We start from the raw sequence: 18,452 nt of genomic DNA, 5'->3' as shown, positions 1-18,452 counted from the left end.
TTCGTTAGATCATAGCTGTCATTTTTTACATCAATTTTTTATAATCAAAAAGCTGCTCCAAATAGGACGGCATTAAAATATTACTATAAATTAATTGTAATGGTTTTGTCTGACCAGAAAGACGGGGTAAATATCAATTGAAGTTTTGTATCATCTTTTGGTGCTTCAAAAACTACTGTACCAGATACTTTACCACCACTTGGTAATAGTCCAGCGTTAAAACGTGTATCATCGTCAATAGTTGTGATAGTTGCTTCGATCATATTTCCTTGACTATTTTTTATATTAAAATCAAACTGATTATAGTCTATAGTGGCTGTACCACCATTTTCAATGGTAACAGTAACAATAACAAACTCATTTCCACTTTTAGGTTTGTCGAATTTGTTCCCAGTTGATTTTTCAACTTTATTCACAGATACTTTGTATTCATCTAATTGAAATGTTTCACCAACTTGAAACTCCTTTGGTGCTTTTGTTTTAGTTAAACTTGATGTTGAATTCCTTGATAATACTTCTTTAGGTGTTTCACTACTGTTACCTCCACTACGAGCAACTGCTGCTATAATGATAAGAACCAATAGTGCAATAAAACCAAGCCAACCAAACTTAAAAGACTTATTCATTAAACTTTTGTCCCTCATATCTGTAAATTTTTTCACAATTCTATTTCCAGAAAGTATCTTAACACGTTGGGACATATTTAATGAATTTCAAATTTCTTAATTTGTTGTTAAGTAGCACTTAAAATTACAAGTAATTTCCAGAATGAATTATCTCCAATTTTGCATGAGCTACAGTCTGATACATAAAAAAACTAAACTTTCTGTTCTCATTTTAAATCCGTTAAAAATCACTTCTGTAATAACATAGTTTAATAATTAATTAATTATTTTCTTTGTCCCTCATTAAATCCTCAATCAATATACCATTGATCTTTAATCCTGAAATATCACAATCAATAATCTCCATATTTGATAAATTACAATTTGTTAATTGTGCTTTTGTAAGGTCACAATTTTGAAAACTGATTGGTTTATATTGTCCTTCTGAATTAAAATTCCCGTCACCTTCCACCGGAAAAACTACATTGTGAAATTCAGTTCCAAATAAATGAACATGGTCAATAACGGCATGACTAAAATTAGCATGCTGAATTCCCACACTAGATAAATTGGCATTTGATATTTTAGTTTCTGCCATATTAATATCATTTAAAACCATTTTACTCATATTTACGTTATTAATTTTTGTTTTAGCTAAACATACATTATCAATATCGAGCCCCGTAGCATTGACTTCTTGCCATTTCGATTCAGAAATATCAACCTTATTTAAATCGAACTTTTCAACCTTTAATCCCATTCTCTCATCCCCTTTTTGAAAAATAAAACCAAGATAATGAATTCTATAAATCCTAACAATTACCTTTTTATGGGACGTGGAATCGTTCGACAAATTAAAACCTTATTAAACCTTCCCATTGGCACGCAAAAGAAAAAAGAGCTGCCGACCCATTAAAGATCTGCAACTCTTATATATTCCAACTTACCAAAATGATCTTTATTCAGCTGTTCTTCAAGGTGATTAAGGGTCTGGTTAGCTCCCTCAATAGCTACATACTCTTTAGCCACTTTTTCCCGAATTTAATATATTACATAGTACTTGCCTTACATAGAAGTACAATCATGTTTTGTAACTTTCCTTTTTGCAGAGATGGAAGCAATCGCATTTTCATTAAATCCTTTAACGATGAGCCATACTGCTAATATCATTTCATTAGCTGCTACCGGCACAGCCAAAATACCACCCCAAAAAGAAATTTGAGGAAATACACCAAACATTACGAACAAGGAACAAACGAAAACAAGAGTTGCTCCTGTCATACCCAGGATCGATATAAATCTGGGTACAAGCTTGGTTTTATAAAATATATAACTATACATCATCGTATTTATACCCAGCATGAAAAGGGGACCAAGCATAAATGTCCAGTCATGGATTGCTTTTAAGACGATACCTGAAGAGTGAAAAGATGCGGAATCCGGGGCTCCGGCTGCTACAAATTCCTGGCTTAAGGTTAAGAGGGACAACACACTGATTATACCAACAGTAATAATAATCGCTTCAAGAAATCTGAAACAAACATGCCAAAGGGCGATCGTTTCATTATACTGTCTTAACAATGGAAACATGGTAGTGGCAGTTCCAATCGCTGAAACGACAAGAATTAATTCCATCAGCGCTCCTAATATCACTTGGTTGGCGTGTTCGGAACCTTTAATTAGGTAATCGGCACCTTTTAAGATAGGATCGTATAAATTTAGACCTATCACCGCTGTAACAGCAGCAAGTATAAACAGTACCCCCACAATTTTTGCAGCTTTTTTGTTTGAATTCATCTTTTATCCCCCCACTTTATAAATTCAAAAACGGTAAAGCAAATTATCGTTCTTACTGCTTTGTGTTATCCCCATAAAAGAATACCTCTTCCAACGGTAAGTTAAAGGCATGAGCAATGCGAAAAGCTAGTTCTAGAGATGGGGAGTAGTTTCCCTTTTCGAGAGCCACGATGGTTTGCCTTGTGACTCCTACCTTGTCAGCCAACTGCTGCTGCGTCATTTCATCATGGTTGAATCGTAATTTACGGATGTGATTGCCGACAAGATTTTTACCCATTTTTACACTCCTCTCCGATAGTGATAAAGTTTTGTAACTGAGCCGGTCACATCTGAAATGAAACCTGAAGCGATCAAAATAATGAACATAACCTGTGACGGTTGATCGATGACCAGCGATCCCATTGCAAAAAGAAAGCCGACAATAAACACAAAAAATGAAATTCGGTTTGCTTTCAAGTCAATTAACTTATCTAATTCATCTGCAAATGTTGGTTCTTTTTCATTGGTCGTAATTCTAAATACAATGTTGAAAATAATGCTGATAATAATATGCGCGACTATTGAAAACAAAGTCAGGAAAAGGATGAAGGAACCCCAATAACGAAAAGCTTCACTTGACTCCACACCCCCGCCTGGATACCGCGGGTACATGTACAAACAATAAGAGACGAAAATGAGAATAGCACTAATTATCGATACGATACTTTTCTTTTCTTGATAAGTCACTTTCACACCTCCTTGTATGATTAATTTTACAATAAGTAAACTATGTTATACTTAATGTAAAGTAAACCATACATAAAGTCAAGTGTATTTTACAAAAATAGGCAGGACAATTTTAGAAAGGCAAAGTGCGAAACTAAAATAATCTTTCCCTTAATAGAAAAAAGCGAACCCATAATTAGGTTACGCTTTTCAGAGTTATATTTCATTTGATGGGCATGTGCTATCGCCATGGGTTCCGGTAAACCTTGTACGATCGTCTAAAATGTATAAAAAGTACAAAATGTATAAAATGTCAAATCTATGAGTAAGGGAAAAACACATAATTGATACCCCTCTTAAATTTAAAAAAGTATTATTTCTGTTTTTATGAAATCTCTTATACCCCCTGTAAATACAAGATTTACAACCCTCTTAACAATTGAAGATAACATTCCTCCTATCCATGTGTTCATAAGTTGGCACGTAAATTGCATTATATAAATTGAAGCTCTTTACATTTGATTGCCTAGTAAATGTAAAGGAGAAATACAAGTTGAGAGGGGACATAAAATTGGAAAACACAAAGAGCAAAAACAAGTTAAGAGGAGACAATATGGATGTAATTTCAGACCGCAACTGGGTTTCAGAAACACTGGAGATTGGAAAAGAAATGTTATATTTAACCCAAAAAGAGGTTATTGGAATTGGAATTAATGAGGAAGAAATTCTTAATCTGACAAAAGATGCTTTAGTTGCTCATGGTAAAAAAGAATACGAAATGCCTGCTAAAATTGGCGTACATCCTTATCAAGAAGTCTTTTATCATGCGATGCCTGCCTATGTGGCATCGAAAAATGCAGTTGGTATGAAATGGATCGAGTGTTACCCATCTTATAGCCTCAATGATTTTAGTAATCTAAAGTCGTAACAAATCAAAATATTTTATCGCCATTCTATAAGATGGACAAAAAAATCCACCCTGATTATGACTCCAGGGTGGATTTTTATGACGTAACAAAGGTTTAGGAACCTATAATCATATTATGATCGATTTATCTTAAACTATTCAAATAGAGGTTCTTTCTCATTCACTTCTTTAATGTTTTTTTTTAGCAACCTTTTTTAGTTTCCCTGCGGACCACCGGAGCTACCTTAGTTGCTAATAGCTCTATGTTTTTAGCAACTTTATTAAAAGGTAAACCACCTATGTCAATTTGAGCAAGGAAACGTTGATGCCCAAACAATTCATGTTGGCGTAGAATTTTTTCAATAATTTCCTGCGGGCTCCCGACAAATAAGCTGTTATTCGGACCAGCCATTTGCTCAAAATCTGTTTGAGAGATCTTCAATAGCGCTCCGTTTTTCATAAAAGATTTGAAATAGTTTGTATAATAAGCGTAGAATTCTTCCTTAGCCTTTTGAGATGTTTTACTAATATAACCATGTGCACCAATCGCCACCTTAAGTTTTTTTGAATTGTGGCCAGCCTTTAACCCTGCATACCGATAGGCCTCGACTAGTGGCTTAAATTGGATAGGGTCGCCTCCAAGCACCGCTAACATCAACCCTTCCCCCAGCCTACCAGCACGTTCTGCACTTTCTTGTGAACCTCCAACACCTATCCAAATAGGGATTCTCTGTTGAATTGGACGGGGGGCAATATCTACACCCTTAAGCTCTGAGCGGAAATGGCCTTTCCAGGTAATACGCTCATTCTCGTTTAATTTTAATAAAAGTTCAACATTCTCGGAGAATAAAAGATCATAGTCATTCAGATTATATCCGAACAGTGGGAATGATTCCAAAAACGCCCCTCGCCCTGCTACTATTTCAGCACGACCATTTGAAACAATATCTAATGTTGCGAAGTCCTCGAATAAACGGACAGGATCCACTGTACTCAGAACGGTTGTTGTACTTATCAGCTTAATTTGGCTAGTATTTTGGGCAATAGCCGCTAATATAATGTGGGGAGATGAAACAGCAAAATCCAAACGATGGTGCTCACCAATCCCAAACACGTCAAGTCCTGCATCATCCGCCAGTTTTGCTGCCTCTATAATTTCATTTATACGTTGTTTTGTGCTTATTAATTGACCGGTATAAGGATCGCAAAGTAGTTCCCCAAAAGTATAGATACCTATTTCTATTCCAGAATTCAAATTTATTTCTTTTCCCATAAGTCTCCTCCAACTAGGATTATTGGGATACCAGTGAACTTACTCATTCTATATATATTAATGACTCCTTTGGCCAATACACTTTAATTTATTAAAACAAGGAATTATTGCAAAAATAAACTTTGTTAGTTTGAATCAATCATTCAAGCAAAATGGACTAGAGTTTTTAAAAGATTCGGAGAAAAAATTCAGGGACAGCCTTAGGAGACTGTCCCATGTCCATTAGAACAACAACATCATTTGGTTCACCTTACGTTTTGTCAATCGACGAGTTTCCATTAGAATTTTTTAAGAACGTATTTACCAGTGAGATACCTTGGTTCTTATCATAACTATGATAGATATTACTGGCCATTTTAATCGGATCGCCAAAAAAGAAACGTTCGTATAACGATTGCCTGCTGCCAAATGCACTCATGCTTATGTCCCAAGCCAAACGAATAAGTCTTACTCGTTCTTTCGCATTTACATTAGTACCTTGTAAGTAGATTTCGAGGTCATTTTTTATTTCAGACGAAAAGTCAACTTCACTTGGAATCGATACGAGTCCGCTGGCTCCAATTTGTTGCAAAATTTCGCAAAACCGAGGGTATAAGCGGGTATATATTAAAATGGCCGTGCTTAATGGGTTAAAATCAGGAACCATTGTCCCCCATTTATCCAATTTAGCATTCACTTCTGAGGTAGACAATAGTGCTTTAAGAGTTTCAAGTCCCAAAATCACTTCTGTTATCTTTTCATGAATATGTTGAAATTCCCCAACGTTGATCGTATTAACAAGCATTTGTGCAACACCGAGAATAAATTCAGTTTTAACAATTCTCCTAGATGTAATTTGGTGTGCAATTAGGGGATAAAAGCTGCTTTCAACAAATATTTTATAAGAGGCATCTGGATTTTGATAACAAAAAACACGGTCCCATGGAACAGTTACATTATCAAAGACAACGATTGTATCGATTTCATCAAACTGTGAACCAAGTGGGTGGTCAAAGGCAGATTCCTTATATCGGAATGACTCACGGCAAATAAACTTTAATCCTGGCGTATTGCTCGGAATAGAAAACGCATATGCGAAATCTTTATCAAAGGACGATGAAAATGTTGGAAAAACAAGAATTTCATCCGTCATTCCACCTTGGGTTGCTAACAAACGTGCACCCTTTACCACGATTCCATCATTATTTTTTTGTATGGTTTGGGCTGAGATGATTTCGGAAGATTTCTCGAGGTATAATGATGAACGATTTACTTGTGGATTTATGAATGTATGAGTAAAAGACAAATCATTGTCTTTTGCTTTTTCGTATAGGTTTAACAGATTATTTGCAAATGTCTTATTTTCTCCAGCAAAAATGTCGGCTGCCGCCGCAAACGCCATGACGGCTGTATTCATATAATCCGGTGAACGTCCCAACATTCCCGCACTGGTTTTGGCCCATTCTTGGATCATGAGCCGTCGTCTTTCAAGATCTTCTTTTGTTTTTGGTTCAAGAAAGGATAATCCAATTACCTCCCCTGTTTTGGAAGATGCGTAGGTCATTACATCCATCTTTTCAAGCTGAAGGTCATATAATTTCGATTGACTTTTCATTACTCCGGTGAAAGATGGATGATCTGATATGTTGCCTTCAACCTGTTTTCCTTCTATCCAAACTTCAGTATTCATTCGATTAATCCTATTTAAATATTCTTTCCCTGATATAACGGTCACGAAAATCACCCTTTAATACTAATAATACAGTTTTATGTTTAAAAATTTTTTATGATTGTACATATAACCAATAAGGACAATTAATCAGGATTCCCTTCCGCCTGATTTTCACTTCTTTCCCCTGTATATCCATGATTTTTGGACTGTTAATGTCTAATGGCTCCAGGTCAGTATCTTGGGCATAATACAGTTTATATACATTTGAGAGGAGGGATAGTATGAGGCTAAGAAATGGAGATTTTTATACAAATATTTTTACCAATAAGTTATATAGGTTAAATGAAGATAACGATAGCAGCTGGTACTTGAGTTTGCGTGATGAAGAAGTTTATCATGAAACAGAAAAGATATCAGGGCGTGATATGATTAGATTGGTAGAAGGTAGTTATAAAAAAAGCTAATAAAAAAAAGCTACCCCATTCCTGTCATAGTACTTGTAATCAGATTTTTTTAGTGGAAAGTAGGTAAAACATGAAACAATATAAGATGTTCAAAGGAAAAAGTTGCCTTTATGTTGAATATAGTAGATAAAGGGGATTATCCAATGAATAAAGTTGAGTTATTAAAAAAATTACTAACTAGTAGTCGAGGTAATTTGTTTTCATTAGAGATTCCTACTACAAAAGAAAATGAAAAAAAGATTCAAGAATTGGTTAGAGTATTAGAAACAGAAAAAAGAATTAAATTAAGAGAATATGTACAGAGAGAATACTCAGTTTACTTACATGGAATAATTAAGTATGCATCCGAATAATCGGATGCTTTTTTTATTGGGGTGAATCACCATAGGGTACTTCAAGTTATACAGTAAGCCAAGATGGGCATAGAATTTTTATGAGATTTAGAAATTGTGAACCTTTATAACCCACAGAGCCAATAAATCCCTTGGGCATCTATTTTCTTAAATTAACCTGCTTCGTTAGGACAATAAGAAAAAGTCACCTCAATGGAAGCTGGAAAGCTATTTAATAGGTTAATTTATTAGGTCATTAATCAACAACCACATGCATACTTATTACCTCCCAAGAAAGAATAAGTTATATACTTCAACTAAAATGCGGTGGAAAAAAATGAAAGTTAATAGCAAGGGTTCAAATGTTCTGCAAAACAATATACAAATTTTAAATACTATTTTAGGTAAGAGTTCTGATTTTCAAATAAGAGAAATTTATTTGACAAGTATAGATAAGAAAGCGGCCGTTCTATTCATCGATGAGATCGCCGATTCGGACGTTGTTCAACGGCACGTAATAGAACCCCTAGTATCGTACTACATACCCCATTCTAAGACGGATGAGGAACTGCTAGCTTTTATAGAAGCAGCTGTCATTCAATCGATAAATATTACACGCGTGGAAGATGTGACGCTTGCTTCAAATGAGTTGCTAGCAGGCAAAACCCTTGTCATGGTGGAAGGAATAAATTCGTTTCTCTCAACCAATACAACCAAATGGAACGGACGCAGCATAGAAAGCCCGAAAGGACAACGAGTTGCTAAAGGACCTGATGTGGGTTTCTCGGAAAATAGAAGTACAAACATCTCTCTCGTTCGTCAGATTATTAAAAATCCGAATGTCAGAGTAACCACCAAACAGTATGGAACTAACACCCAAACAGACGTATCGGTCATGTACATTGAAAACATAGTGGATAAACAAGTGCTAGACACAATTTTTGCACGCCTAGAAAACCTCCAGTTGGATGCAGTGTTGGAAGCAAATTACATTGAGATGGTTCTGACGAAGGAGAGCAAGTCTTTTTTTCCACTCATGCTCAATACGGATAGACCTGATGTAGCAGCAGGCGAAATGCTGGAGGGAAAAGTCGCAATCTTTGTAGATGGTTCGCCTTATGTTCTTATTGCTCCTGCGGTTCTCATTCAATTTTTCCAAACACCGGAGGACTATTATCAAAATAAGACAGGTTTTGTTAATCCTCGCTTGATTCGTTTTTCTCTATTTATTTTAGCTTTGTATATTCCGGGGATGTATGTAGCGTTTGTGACCTACCATGCAAACTTGTTACCTGTAAAATTGCTAGTGGGCTTTGTGTCACAACGAGAATTGGTACCATTTCCAACCTCGTTAGAAGTAACAATTTTGTTAATTGTGCTTATTGCAATAAACGAAAGTACTTCTCGGTTACCTCAAAATATTGCGATTACGGTGTCCATTTTTGGAGGAATCATATTGGGGCAGTCTGCAATTGAATCGCAATTAGTAGAAGCTGCCAGCTTAGTTGTTGTTAGTGTAACGTATATTTTCCTAAGTGTTATCCCTATTCTCACACTGCGAATATCGGCAGCAAATATCTCTCTTTGTTTTACTGCAGGGGGCGCAGCTCTTGGCTTTTACGGAATCGCCTTATTGTCACTTGTATTATTGCTTCATCTATGTTCTTTACGTAGCTTTGGCGTACCTTATTTATCTCCTTTCGCTCCACTCGTTGCTCATGATTTAAAAGACAGTGCAATTCAACTATCACTGGAGGAAATGACAAACGATGAATCTCATTTCACGAAAGAAGAAATGATTAAAGAGACAGATAAAGTGTAACGACAAGGAGAATCGTATGCTAAGGAAATCAACTATAACCCTCTATCTAGCGATAGGATTAATCATCTCCTTAATGGTAAGCAAACAGGTACAGGACAGTATGTTAAATAAAATCAACGTTGTTTCCGCGATTGGGATCGATAAAAGCAAGAGCGGATACATCGTTAGCCTACAACTATATAATCCAGCCGCCAATAGCAAAGAAGGAGCAGCTGAATTAGGTTCGTATACGTACAGTGCAAAAGGGAGAACCATCCCAGAAGCAATCGACCTTATTCACAATAAATTAGCGCGAACTATCTTCTTAGATAGTACGGAAGTGGCAGTTATAGGGGAATCATTAGTAAAATCCGAAGGAATTTCTTCCCTTACTGATTACTTTATGCGGGAATCCAATTTACCTGCAAATATAAGGTTTGTCATAAGTAAGGGAGTAAAACCGGATAAACTGCTTCAAATCTTTGTACCTGTTCAAAAAATTTCAGGAAGCAGATTGGAAGCAATGCTTAATAGCAAACGAGAGTCTTGGGGGAATCTTCCAGATGTTACTTCCAACAAAATAAAGGAAATGTTAAATAAGAATAGAACGGAATTAACCATCCCTTATATCACCATAAAGGGTGATTCCTCGAAAGGAATTTCGAAAAACAATATTGAAAAAGCTACCCCGGATGCTGTAATAGGAATAGAGGGATTTGCCGTTTTTAAACATCAAAGATTTTCGTATTGGCTTTCTTCATTGGAAAGTAACCTATTTGCGTTAACTCAAACCAAAATACACGATATCACATTGGTAACGAAGTGCCGAAAACAGTCTGGATTTGTGACATGGAAAGACGTTCAAAGCAAACCCGTTATTCATTTACAAGATAAAAAGGGAGTTCCATCCTTTCTTCTTCAGCTTCAAATAAAAGGAAAGTTGTCTGATGTATCATGTAATATGGACACTTCTACTGTCCAAGCCGTTACCTCATTGGAACATGATGCAGAACATGAACTTCAAAAGCAGATTAATCAGCTGATAGCGAAAACGCAAAATAAAAAAACCGATATAGATGGATTTGGAGAAGTTTTGTTTCGAAAACAACCAGATAGGTGGAACAAGGTAAAAAACAATTGGGATTCAGTATATTCAACCGTACCAATTCGAACAAAGGTGAGGTTTGATCTTTTAGATGTAGGAGATATTTCATCGTCATTAAAATAGACTCTATGCATGGAAAGGACTCGATAGGATGATGGTCAGACTAGCTCCAATGGAATTATTCTCCTTAATGATCAACTTTTTGCTTGGAAGCGCTATTGTCGTAGGTTGGAACTTCGAAACGAAACAAGATGTTTGGATCACGATCTTGTTATCGTTAGGTTTGGGAGTGGGGATTTTTTATTTCTATATCCTGCTTCACTCATTAGGAAAATGGGGAAATTTAATCCAACTCTTAGAACTAGGATTTGGAAAGTGGATATCCAAACTACTTGGATTTATTTATTGTCTATACTTTTTATACATTGCAGGAAGAGTGTTGAAAGATTTTTCTTTTTTCATCGGTCAAGTGCTATTTAACAATATCCCTTTTTGGATTATATCTTTCACGTTTCTTCTGGTGGTGTCATATAGTTGTTTTCTTGGCATCGAAGCCACGGCAAGAAGCTCACTGATTTTATGTGGTTTTACATGTGTCATTATTTTGGTACTCATGGTATTTGGATACCTATCTCCTTATTTTGAACTCAGCCATTTAACTCCCGTATTTCGGACGAGCTGGAAGCAGATAATCTCTTCCGTTTTCCCAACCGGATTAACCTTCCCGTATGGAGAGCTCATCGTATTTACCATGCTATTTCCGTATGTAAACGATAGAAAAGCCTTACGAAAATACGGTTGGATTTCTGTATGTACAACAGGAGTGTTACTACTTGTAGCCGGAGAAATGATACTGGGCTTGTTAAGCTCTGAAACAGTCAGCTTGTATGTATTTCCTTTTGTGAAGGCTGTGGAGCTAACCACCGTCTTAGATTTCCTGCCGCACTTAGAGGCTTTTGCGGTAATACTCAATCTTATAGGTGGATTCGTTAAAATTTCTATATTTATGTACGGTGGGCTAATGATTCTTGCTAACTTGTTTCCAAAGGCAAAGATGAATCGACAAATTATCGCCACAACAATCCTAACTTTTTTATTTTCATTTACATTATCTAAAAACATCATTCAACACTTGTTTATTGGATTGAAAGTCGTTCCACTTTATTTGCACATACCATTACAACTTATCATTCCATTAATCTTAGTTATCATTTTGAGTATAAAGAAATACATAGTAAAATCATTATAAAATAAGTCACACCCAACATTTCGTATTAAAGAGAAATTAGTCTTAGATTTTTACGAATTATGACTGGGCACTCATATACTATTTTTTTATCCTGATTATTACAATTGGAGCGATTAAGTTCGCTCCCCCTTTTTAAAATAAAGGTCTGTTGGTGGCAACATAGTACAAAATAACTGACAAAATGTTAATAATGCAAATATTAAACCTGCAATTTTTAAAATCCTTTCATAGATACAATAGAAAACTAAATAACATACGGCAGTGATTGACACTCCCCATATCCAAGGAAAATCAGTTATTAGAAGGATAGCAATATTACCAATAGGATTTTAGAAAATTTATATAAGTTCGATGTTCGTTCAGGTGTTCCTTTATTATCTTCCATTTAAACACCTCCGTAAAATAACAGTCTCCTCTTTAAATATTTCCATAAAAATCCACTTGCTTATTAAACTAATCTGCCAGTTAGCCATCCATGAATCGCTAAAAACCAGCTCTTCACCACAGAGAATGAAAATGTTTTCAAACCGTCAATACTGATTCTACGGCTGGAGAGGAAGGTCGATGAACTGGAACTCGCACTTAAAGGTTATATTCAATCCCATCAACGTCTAATGTTAAAAACGATTTTAAGACATATTGACTTTTTGACTGAAGAGATTGAGATGCTCGATCAAGAAGTAACGAAAAGAGTACGTACCTACCAAGAAGATGTTGAACGATTAGATTCTATTCCTGGTATAGCCACCAGGATGGCTGAGCAAATTTTAGCTCAAATCGAACTGATATTAAGAAACAATTCCCAAGTGCAGCCCATATGTGTTCCTGGGCAGGTTTGGTTCCTGGACAAAACGAAAGTGCCGGGAAAAGGTAATCAGCTAAAACCAAAAAATAGTGGTCGCACATGCCCATGTTACGTATCTCTTATTATCTCTTAACACGAAAAGAAATGTATGTAGACTTAGGCGAAGACTACTTTGATAAGCAAAGACAGCAATCCATTGTTCGGCATTCACTTCAAAGACTTGAAGGTTTAGGATACAGTGTTACTCTACAAGAACCCGAAGCATCTTAATCTATTCAACTGAATTCCATGGATCAATGAATTAGCGCTCTCCCCTTTTAAAAAATTAATGAGCTGCGTCTTCTTTAGTATTGCCTTTTTTACTGAGTTACAGAAGTTTATTTTCATGGTAGTACAATTGGTTACTCCATGTACTTCCGCCTCTTTATCCTACTAGTAATTCAATCAAACTCCACCCTCTTTCGAGGTGTAGCTTTTAAATAAAGTTTAATCAAAAATATCTCGCAAACCCACATTTTACGATAAATAAAAAGAATCTATTTTGAAAAAAGATTAATCAAAATAGATTCCTATCCAGAATATTTCAGTTTGATTTTTATAAAAAATTTTAATCAATTTCAGTGTATCTAAAGTTTATTCTGCCTTTTCGAATGGAATGTGCCAGCTTTCCATGACTTTCCCGGCCGGGCTGATCTCTGAAACAAGCCTGTGCTTCACCGGCGTGCTGGCCGTCCATATGATCGGTCAGCACCTGTTCGGTACCGGATGGGTTGATGGACAGAAGCATTAGCTGAAATATTTGCCGAATTAGCCATCAGTGCGCCTCCTGGATCATCCATCCTGCAAGATCGGACGGACCGGACGGCTTCTTATTGTTGGTGGAGCCGTCGCGTGGACGAATCATGCCGCCAACGAGACGAAGTCCCTGTTTCCTCGTCATGAATCGTCCGATCTGCGTACCTATATAATTCTGTGTACCCGGAACGACATACAGCTTCCCGTCCTTCAATGCCCGAAGCGCAACTTCCACGACTCGCTCCGGTGTGTCTTTCTTACCGACGGCGGCTTCTTCCGTGCCTACGACGTTGAAGAAGCCGGTGTCCGTTGCTCCGGGACAAAGCGTGAGAAATTGGACGCCACTGTTGCGGTTTTCCCACCACAAGGCTTGGGTAAACGACAAGACGAAGGCTTTCGTTGCTCCGTATACGGCCATATAGGGAAGTGGCTGAAATCCGGCGGTCGATGCGACATTGATAACGGCCCCGGAGTTTCTACACAACATATCCGGCAAGAACAAGTGCGTCATATCCACAACAGCGGCAACATTGAGCATGACTTCCTCATGCTGGCGCACGCCTGACACTTGTTCAAACAAACCGTGCGTGGCAAAGCCTGCGTTGTTGACCAGCAGTTCGATCTCTAAATTCAGAAGTTGACATTGCCGATATAACTCGCCTGGCGCGCCCTCTTTGCCAAGATCGGTAGGAATTACCTCGACCTTGACACCGTGCTTCTTTCTAAGCTCCGATGCCAGGTTCTCCAGCTTGTTTTTCGATCGGGCTACGAGTACAAGGTCGCCACCCTCTTTGGCCAATTGTCGGGCGAATTGCTCTCCGATGCCGGATGAAGCTCCTGTGACAAGCGCCCAATTTCCTTTTATGTTCATTGTGCAACTCTCCTATCTACTTTTTTATAATTAGGAAACAGTGTTACTTTGTCCTTAAAAATAATTCCTGACTCTCATAAGAGTCAAGAATTGTGATGTGTTTCGGTAACAATGTTTCTAATTGGAATCATTGTAACTAAGCTTTTTAAGAAAGTCAACATCGTTTTTTGAATCGTTGGTTTTTGGCATCCCTCGCAACATTGACAACGATCCGACAATTATATTAAAATTCCTGTTAAGAGCTGGAAACATTGTTTCTTATCAAAAATGTATTAATTGAGGGTGATAGCGATGACAGACCAAAATAATTCCTTCGATGCAAATACGCAAAAGTTGGAAACGTATCAGGAGGCTCGCTTGAAAAATATTGAAAATCTTCGAAAGCTCGTCGTCGATGCTGCGGCAACGATTTTGTACGATGAGGGTCCTGAAGCTGTGACGGTGCGTAAAGTTGCGCAGAAGATGAATTGCTCTACCAAAATCATATACAACCTGTTTGTCAATAAAGATGGACTGGCTCAGCAGCTTTATCTCGACGGCTGCAAGCTTCTCGCCAACGAATTCAAGGGAACGCAGCGCGCTGACGATCCGATGCAGCAGCTGTTTAATTTAGGCGAAACCTTCTGGCAATTCGGACAGCGTTACTCCGGTTATTACAAGCTGATGTTCGGAGGAGCCTTCGCGGATTTCAAACCAGACGAGGAGAGCATACACGGAACCGTAACAGCTATGCGGCAATTGTTGACGGTAATTGGTAATGCGCAAGAGCAGGGACTGATTACCGGTCCGTATGACACGGAAACCGTCGTTCGTATCTTCTGGGCGTCGCTCCACGGTGTTATCCATCTTTACATGTGCGGACATTTTGGTGATGTGCAGTCCGCCCATGCCGTTTACAAGCAAACGTTGTCTTTGGTTGTCGGTTCGTTATTTTCAAGTTGAGGCTTCTAGAGCGGGAAAAAAGCACCTTAGGGTGTCTTTTCTTTATTTTTTTAAAACGTCGCAACTTTATTTCAAAACGACACGAGGGTATTTTTTTAATACAAGCAACCTTGATAAATGAATAAATAGTATAAGGGCATGTTTTGAAAAAGATTAATCAAAACATGCCCTTATACTATTTAATTGGATTATTCTTTTATAAAAAAGATTGAACATTTTTATGTTCCTTAATGAACAAACCTGCCCGTTACTTGAATAAGAAAAAAGGCTTTACCCCTATTGAAGTAAAGCACCCGTTGTTGAAGAAGAAAGAATCTAAATATTTTTTGAATCAATTTGTTTAAGATATTAATCAAGGAACATTTTATCCAATAAAGGTGGAAGCATATCACTTTTTAAACAATTTTCACAAATCAGCAATACTGTCATGTCTGGCTTATTTACACTATCATCTTCGCTATTCCCACATATGTTACATACTTGTTCCATTTAGCAGCACTCCTTTATATATTTATATTCATAATTTTTCCCTTCTTCACCTTTTTTCACCCTACTTAATTGTTACATCTTTAAAAATAAAAAAGCCCAATGAAAATATCATTGGACTTGTGACTTACATTAAGTTACGTATCAATCATTCAAATGAAATGGAACAGTAGAAACCACAACGTCTTTTCTATTTAATAATATGGAACGGATACGTAATCCTGATTGATTGTGTAATAAGCGGTGCCACCACTTATGTGTAATAAATTCCGGTAATAGCACAGTTATTTTCTTCTCATGTTTATAGTGGTGGTCAATACGCTCAATAAATTCAATTAATGGCTTAATTAATGTACGGTAACGTGACGTAACAACGACTAATCGAACACCTGGGTTCCACTCATCCCATCTTGCTTCCATCTTTTTAGCATCTTCAGGAGAAAAAGCAACATAAAAAGCTACCACATTTGGAGTAAGTGATTTTGCATATGAAATTGTTGATACCACCACCTTATGAATACCCGCAACAGGTATAATTATGATTGTGTCGGTTCTTGGAATGGGCTCAGTTAAATCAAATTTTAATTGCTTACCTACATTGTCGTAATGTTTACTAATTTTTGTAATTACCCATAACAATATAGGCGTTATAACAACTACGATCCAAGCCCCTTCTTCAAATTTGGTAATACTGAATATTATTACAACAAAGAACGTTACTACTGCACCTATACCATTTATAATTGCTTTTCGTTGCCATCCTTGTGATTTATCCTTACGCCACTTTAGGACAAGACCTATTTGTGCCATAGTAAATGATAAGAAAACACCAATGGCATAAAGAGGAATTAATGACTCAGTTCTTCCTCGAAATACAATGAGTAAAATACTTGCTAAGATTCCCAGTGTAATTATTCCATAGTTATAAGCTAAACGGTCTCCTCGATTGGCAAACATTCTGGGTAAATTTTTATCCTGTGCCATTAGAGATCCTAGAATTGGAAAACCATTAAAGGCTGTATTAGCAGCTAGTATTAATATTGCCATGGTAGCAAACTGAATAATATAATAAAATATTCCCCGTCCAAAGGCATCCTCTGCCACCAAAGATAATACCGTTTTGGTTCCTGTTGGGTCTGGATGAATATCGTAGGCTCTTGAAATGATGGTTACTCCACCAAAAATAACAGCTAATAACACTCCTAATGTAACCATGGTTCCTTTCGCATTCTTTTGGGCAGGATTCCTAAAGTGGGGTACTGCATTGGAAATAGCTTCAACTCCCGTAACAGCTGAACATCCTGAAGAGAACGCTTTTAGCAAAACAAACCATGTAAGACTTGTTGGTAATTCTGTAGGAATTGTTACATGGTGAGTTGCCTCATTTGCACCAGTTAACCAGTCAAATAAACCTTTTCCTACCAGGGTTAACATGCAAAATATAAATATGTAAGTTGGAAATGCAAATACGTTACCCGATTCTGATAATCCTCTAAGATTCATCCATACCATAAACCAGATAAAAAAAATTCCGATTGGAACGATATATGGCAAAGCAGAATGATAAGCAGATGTAATTGCAAGTACACCTGCCGATATAGATACTGCAACAGTTAACGTATAATCAATAAGTAATGAAACTCCTGCTAAACGTCCCCACACCATTCCCAAGTTTTCCTTTGCGACCATATAGGCTCCTCCGCCTTGAGGATACGCATCAATAACTTGTCTGTAACTAATAATAAGGACCGCAATTAATAAAATAATTGCAATAGCAACGGGTAAAGAAAATGCAAATGCAAATGCTCCAACAGTTGCAAGTTCCAGTAAAATCATTTCAGTCCCATATGCTACAGAAGAAAGAGCATCCGAAGATAATATGGGTAATGCTTTCCACATTGGCATTTTTTCAGCTTCTGCTTCGCTTGATTTTAATGGACGCCCAAATAATATCCTTTTAAATGTCATTAGTATTTCCTCCAGAATAAGTTACAGGTAATTTGTTTGTTCTTTACAATTAAATTCTGTTTTAAATGTTTTTTTATTTTCGACCAACAAATACCAAATTATCTATCTTTAAAATGGTGAATACCAAACACCACCAAACATTTTAATTTTCTCTCCCCTTTTTAACCAAACAAAAAAGACCCCCAAAATTGAAAGTAAACTTTTCTTGTAAAAAAGAGCACAAAAAAAGCACCTTTCATAAGGTGGTCTTTTGACCTCCTTCGCTTTAGCCGACGAAGTTAGCTGACGGGTTAGGATGGCGAAAGAGTTAACATCCCTTCTACAAATCTGTAGAATTAACCCCAAAGAATTGGGTCCTCCGTTCCCTTACGGGACTAGGCAATATGAAATTGATTCCTATGTCCATGATATTACGCCGAAGGAAATAAATTGTAAAGGGTCAAAATAGCTCAAAAAAAGGTGTGTAAGTCTTTTTCAGTACAATAAAGCGCTTACATATTTGTAACACTACACACCTCTTTTTCTTTCGCTGATTTTCTTCAATTTTCTAATTTGATATAAAAAAGGATATGCGTTCTTTTATACGTTTTATTCTTCATACGAATAGGTAAGGGGTTGAAGTTATCGCTCCCTTTTCCCCTCGTCCACACCAGTACGTGCGACTTTCACCGCATACGGCGTTCCAACTAATCCAAA

The 18,452-nt window shown here is 36.9% G+C and carries 19 protein-coding genes and 1 riboswitch; of the genes, 9 read left to right on the top strand and 10 right to left on the bottom strand.

Features of this window, described 5'->3' with window-relative positions; all coding sequences use genetic code 11:
* Positions 1-83: 83 nt before the first annotated feature.
* The 5 genes from ACJ004_RS27600 to ACJ004_RS27580 form a co-directional block, all read right to left on the bottom strand.
* Positions 84-662, bottom strand: a complete 579-nt coding sequence (locus ACJ004_RS27600) for a DUF4352 domain-containing protein (RefSeq protein WP_410896285.1) — start codon at positions 660-662, stop codon at positions 84-86.
* 223 nt (positions 663-885) lie between these two features.
* A complete protein-coding gene (locus ACJ004_RS27595; RefSeq protein ID WP_410896284.1) occupies positions 886-1,365 on the bottom strand; it encodes a pentapeptide repeat-containing protein in 480 nt (159 codons plus the stop codon).
* A 305-nt stretch (positions 1,366-1,670) separates the two neighbouring features.
* Entirely contained in the window at positions 1,671-2,402 is a 732-nt protein-coding gene (locus ACJ004_RS27590) for a DUF4386 domain-containing protein (protein WP_410896283.1), read from the bottom strand.
* A gap of 52 nt (positions 2,403-2,454) precedes the next feature.
* Positions 2,455-2,679: a helix-turn-helix transcriptional regulator gene (locus ACJ004_RS27585; RefSeq protein WP_289339458.1), complete on the bottom strand. Its 225-nt coding sequence runs from the start codon at positions 2,677-2,679 to the stop codon at positions 2,455-2,457.
* A 2-nt stretch (positions 2,680-2,681) separates the two neighbouring features.
* Positions 2,682-3,128 (bottom strand): hypothetical protein, encoded by a 447-nt coding sequence (locus tag ACJ004_RS27580; protein WP_410896282.1) that lies wholly within the window; start codon positions 3,126-3,128, stop codon positions 2,682-2,684.
* Between the two features lie 550 nt (positions 3,129-3,678).
* Between ACJ004_RS27580 and ACJ004_RS27575 the strand changes: the two genes are divergently transcribed.
* Positions 3,679-4,035: a hypothetical protein gene (locus ACJ004_RS27575; RefSeq protein ID WP_410896281.1), complete on the top strand. Its 357-nt coding sequence runs from the start codon at positions 3,679-3,681 to the stop codon at positions 4,033-4,035.
* A gap of 181 nt (positions 4,036-4,216) precedes the next feature.
* On the opposite strand, the gene ACJ004_RS27570 is transcribed toward ACJ004_RS27575, so the two are convergent.
* Both ACJ004_RS27570 and hpaB read right to left on the bottom strand, forming a co-directional pair.
* Entirely contained in the window at positions 4,217-5,287 is a 1,071-nt protein-coding gene (locus tag ACJ004_RS27570) for an LLM class flavin-dependent oxidoreductase (RefSeq protein ID WP_410896280.1), read from the bottom strand.
* A gap of 250 nt (positions 5,288-5,537) precedes the next feature.
* Positions 5,538-7,001, bottom strand: a complete 1,464-nt coding sequence (gene hpaB / locus ACJ004_RS27565; RefSeq protein WP_410896279.1) for a 4-hydroxyphenylacetate 3-monooxygenase, oxygenase component — start codon at positions 6,999-7,001, stop codon at positions 5,538-5,540.
* Between the two features lie 218 nt (positions 7,002-7,219).
* Here hpaB and ACJ004_RS27560 point away from each other — a divergent pair, with 218 nt between their 5' ends.
* The 7 genes from ACJ004_RS27560 (at position 7,220) to ACJ004_RS27530 (ending at position 12,964) form a co-directional block, all read left to right on the top strand.
* The gene (locus tag ACJ004_RS27560; protein WP_410896278.1) at positions 7,220-7,402 is read left to right on the top strand and encodes a hypothetical protein; all 183 of its coding nucleotides are present in this window, start codon (positions 7,220-7,222) and stop codon (positions 7,400-7,402) included.
* Positions 7,403-7,545: 143 nt separating this feature from the next.
* A complete protein-coding gene (locus ACJ004_RS27555) occupies positions 7,546-7,755 on the top strand; it encodes a hypothetical protein (protein ID WP_410896277.1) in 210 nt (69 codons plus the stop codon).
* Between the two features lie 316 nt (positions 7,756-8,071).
* Positions 8,072-9,556, top strand: coding sequence for a spore germination protein (locus ACJ004_RS27550; RefSeq protein ID WP_410896276.1), 1,485 nt, complete (start codon positions 8,072-8,074; stop codon positions 9,554-9,556).
* A 16-nt stretch (positions 9,557-9,572) separates the two neighbouring features.
* Complete coding sequence (locus ACJ004_RS27545; protein ID WP_410896275.1) at positions 9,573-10,763, top strand: Ger(x)C family spore germination protein; 1,191 nt, start codon at positions 9,573-9,575, stop codon at positions 10,761-10,763.
* A 28-nt stretch (positions 10,764-10,791) separates the two neighbouring features.
* A complete protein-coding gene (locus tag ACJ004_RS27540) occupies positions 10,792-11,889 on the top strand; it encodes a GerAB/ArcD/ProY family transporter (RefSeq protein WP_410896274.1) in 1,098 nt (365 codons plus the stop codon).
* An 817-nt stretch (positions 11,890-12,706) separates the two neighbouring features.
* Positions 12,707-12,763, top strand: a complete 57-nt coding sequence (locus tag ACJ004_RS27535; RefSeq protein WP_410896326.1) for a hypothetical protein — start codon at positions 12,707-12,709, stop codon at positions 12,761-12,763.
* A gap of 30 nt (positions 12,764-12,793) precedes the next feature.
* Positions 12,794-12,964: a hypothetical protein gene (locus tag ACJ004_RS27530; protein ID WP_410896273.1), complete on the top strand. Its 171-nt coding sequence runs from the start codon at positions 12,794-12,796 to the stop codon at positions 12,962-12,964.
* Between the two features lie 544 nt (positions 12,965-13,508).
* On the opposite strand, the gene ACJ004_RS27525 is transcribed toward ACJ004_RS27530, so the two are convergent.
* A complete protein-coding gene (locus ACJ004_RS27525) occupies positions 13,509-14,360 on the bottom strand; it encodes an SDR family NAD(P)-dependent oxidoreductase (protein ID WP_410896272.1) in 852 nt (283 codons plus the stop codon).
* 291 nt (positions 14,361-14,651) lie between these two features.
* Between ACJ004_RS27525 and ACJ004_RS27520 the strand changes: the two genes are divergently transcribed.
* Positions 14,652-15,302 (top strand): TetR/AcrR family transcriptional regulator, encoded by a 651-nt coding sequence (locus tag ACJ004_RS27520; protein ID WP_410896271.1) that lies wholly within the window; start codon positions 14,652-14,654, stop codon positions 15,300-15,302.
* Between the two features lie 348 nt (positions 15,303-15,650).
* Here ACJ004_RS27520 and ACJ004_RS27515 read toward each other — a convergent pair whose 3' ends face one another.
* Both ACJ004_RS27515 and ACJ004_RS27510 read right to left on the bottom strand, forming a co-directional pair.
* Positions 15,651-15,791, bottom strand: coding sequence for a hypothetical protein (locus ACJ004_RS27515; protein ID WP_410896270.1), 141 nt, complete (start codon positions 15,789-15,791; stop codon positions 15,651-15,653).
* Positions 15,792-15,932: 141 nt separating this feature from the next.
* Positions 15,933-17,756, bottom strand: a complete 1,824-nt coding sequence (locus tag ACJ004_RS27510) for an APC family permease (protein WP_410896269.1) — start codon at positions 17,754-17,756, stop codon at positions 15,933-15,935.
* 252 nt (positions 17,757-18,008) lie between these two features.
* Positions 18,009-18,147: riboswitch (cyclic di-AMP (ydaO/yuaA leader) on the bottom strand.
* Positions 18,148-18,452 lie beyond the last annotated feature (305 nt).

This window comes from Neobacillus sp. 204, assembly GCF_046562815.1.
In the GTDB taxonomy this organism is placed as follows: Bacteria; Bacillota; Bacilli; order Bacillales; family Cytobacillaceae; genus Neobacillus.
The sequence above is the reverse complement of the archived record's forward strand: the minus strand, read 5'-3'. Positions and strand labels throughout refer to the sequence as shown.

Bases quoted from the DNA above. Each gene is read 5' to 3' on its own strand.
- ACJ004_RS27595 (WP_410896284.1), bottom strand. From the start codon at position 1,365: ATGGGATTAAAGGTTGAAAAGTTCGATTTAAATAAGGTTGATATTTCT.
- ACJ004_RS27590 (WP_410896283.1), bottom strand. From the start codon at position 2,402: ATGAATTCAAACAAAAAAGCTGCAAAAATTGTGGGGGTACTGTTTATA.
- ACJ004_RS27585 (WP_289339458.1), bottom strand. From the start codon at position 2,679: ATGGGTAAAAATCTTGTCGGCAATCACATCCGTAAATTACGATTCAAC.
- ACJ004_RS27570 (WP_410896280.1), bottom strand. From the start codon at position 5,287: ATGGGAAAAGAAATAAATTTGAATTCTGGAATAGAAATAGGTATCTAT.
- ACJ004_RS27560 (WP_410896278.1), top strand. From the start codon at position 7,220: ATGAGGCTAAGAAATGGAGATTTTTATACAAATATTTTTACCAATAAG.
- ACJ004_RS27555 (WP_410896277.1), top strand. From the start codon at position 7,546: ATGAATAAAGTTGAGTTATTAAAAAAATTACTAACTAGTAGTCGAGGT.
- ACJ004_RS27550 (WP_410896276.1), top strand. From the start codon at position 8,072: ATGAAAGTTAATAGCAAGGGTTCAAATGTTCTGCAAAACAATATACAA.
- ACJ004_RS27545 (WP_410896275.1), top strand. From the start codon at position 9,573: ATGCTAAGGAAATCAACTATAACCCTCTATCTAGCGATAGGATTAATC.
- ACJ004_RS27540 (WP_410896274.1), top strand. From the start codon at position 10,792: ATGATGGTCAGACTAGCTCCAATGGAATTATTCTCCTTAATGATCAAC.
- ACJ004_RS27530 (WP_410896273.1), top strand. From the start codon at position 12,794: ATGCCCATGTTACGTATCTCTTATTATCTCTTAACACGAAAAGAAATG.
- ACJ004_RS27525 (WP_410896272.1), bottom strand. From the start codon at position 14,360: ATGAACATAAAAGGAAATTGGGCGCTTGTCACAGGAGCTTCATCCGGC.
- ACJ004_RS27520 (WP_410896271.1), top strand. From the start codon at position 14,652: ATGACAGACCAAAATAATTCCTTCGATGCAAATACGCAAAAGTTGGAA.
- ACJ004_RS27515 (WP_410896270.1), bottom strand. From the start codon at position 15,791: ATGGAACAAGTATGTAACATATGTGGGAATAGCGAAGATGATAGTGTA.
- ACJ004_RS27510 (WP_410896269.1), bottom strand. From the start codon at position 17,756: ATGACATTTAAAAGGATATTATTTGGGCGTCCATTAAAATCAAGCGAA.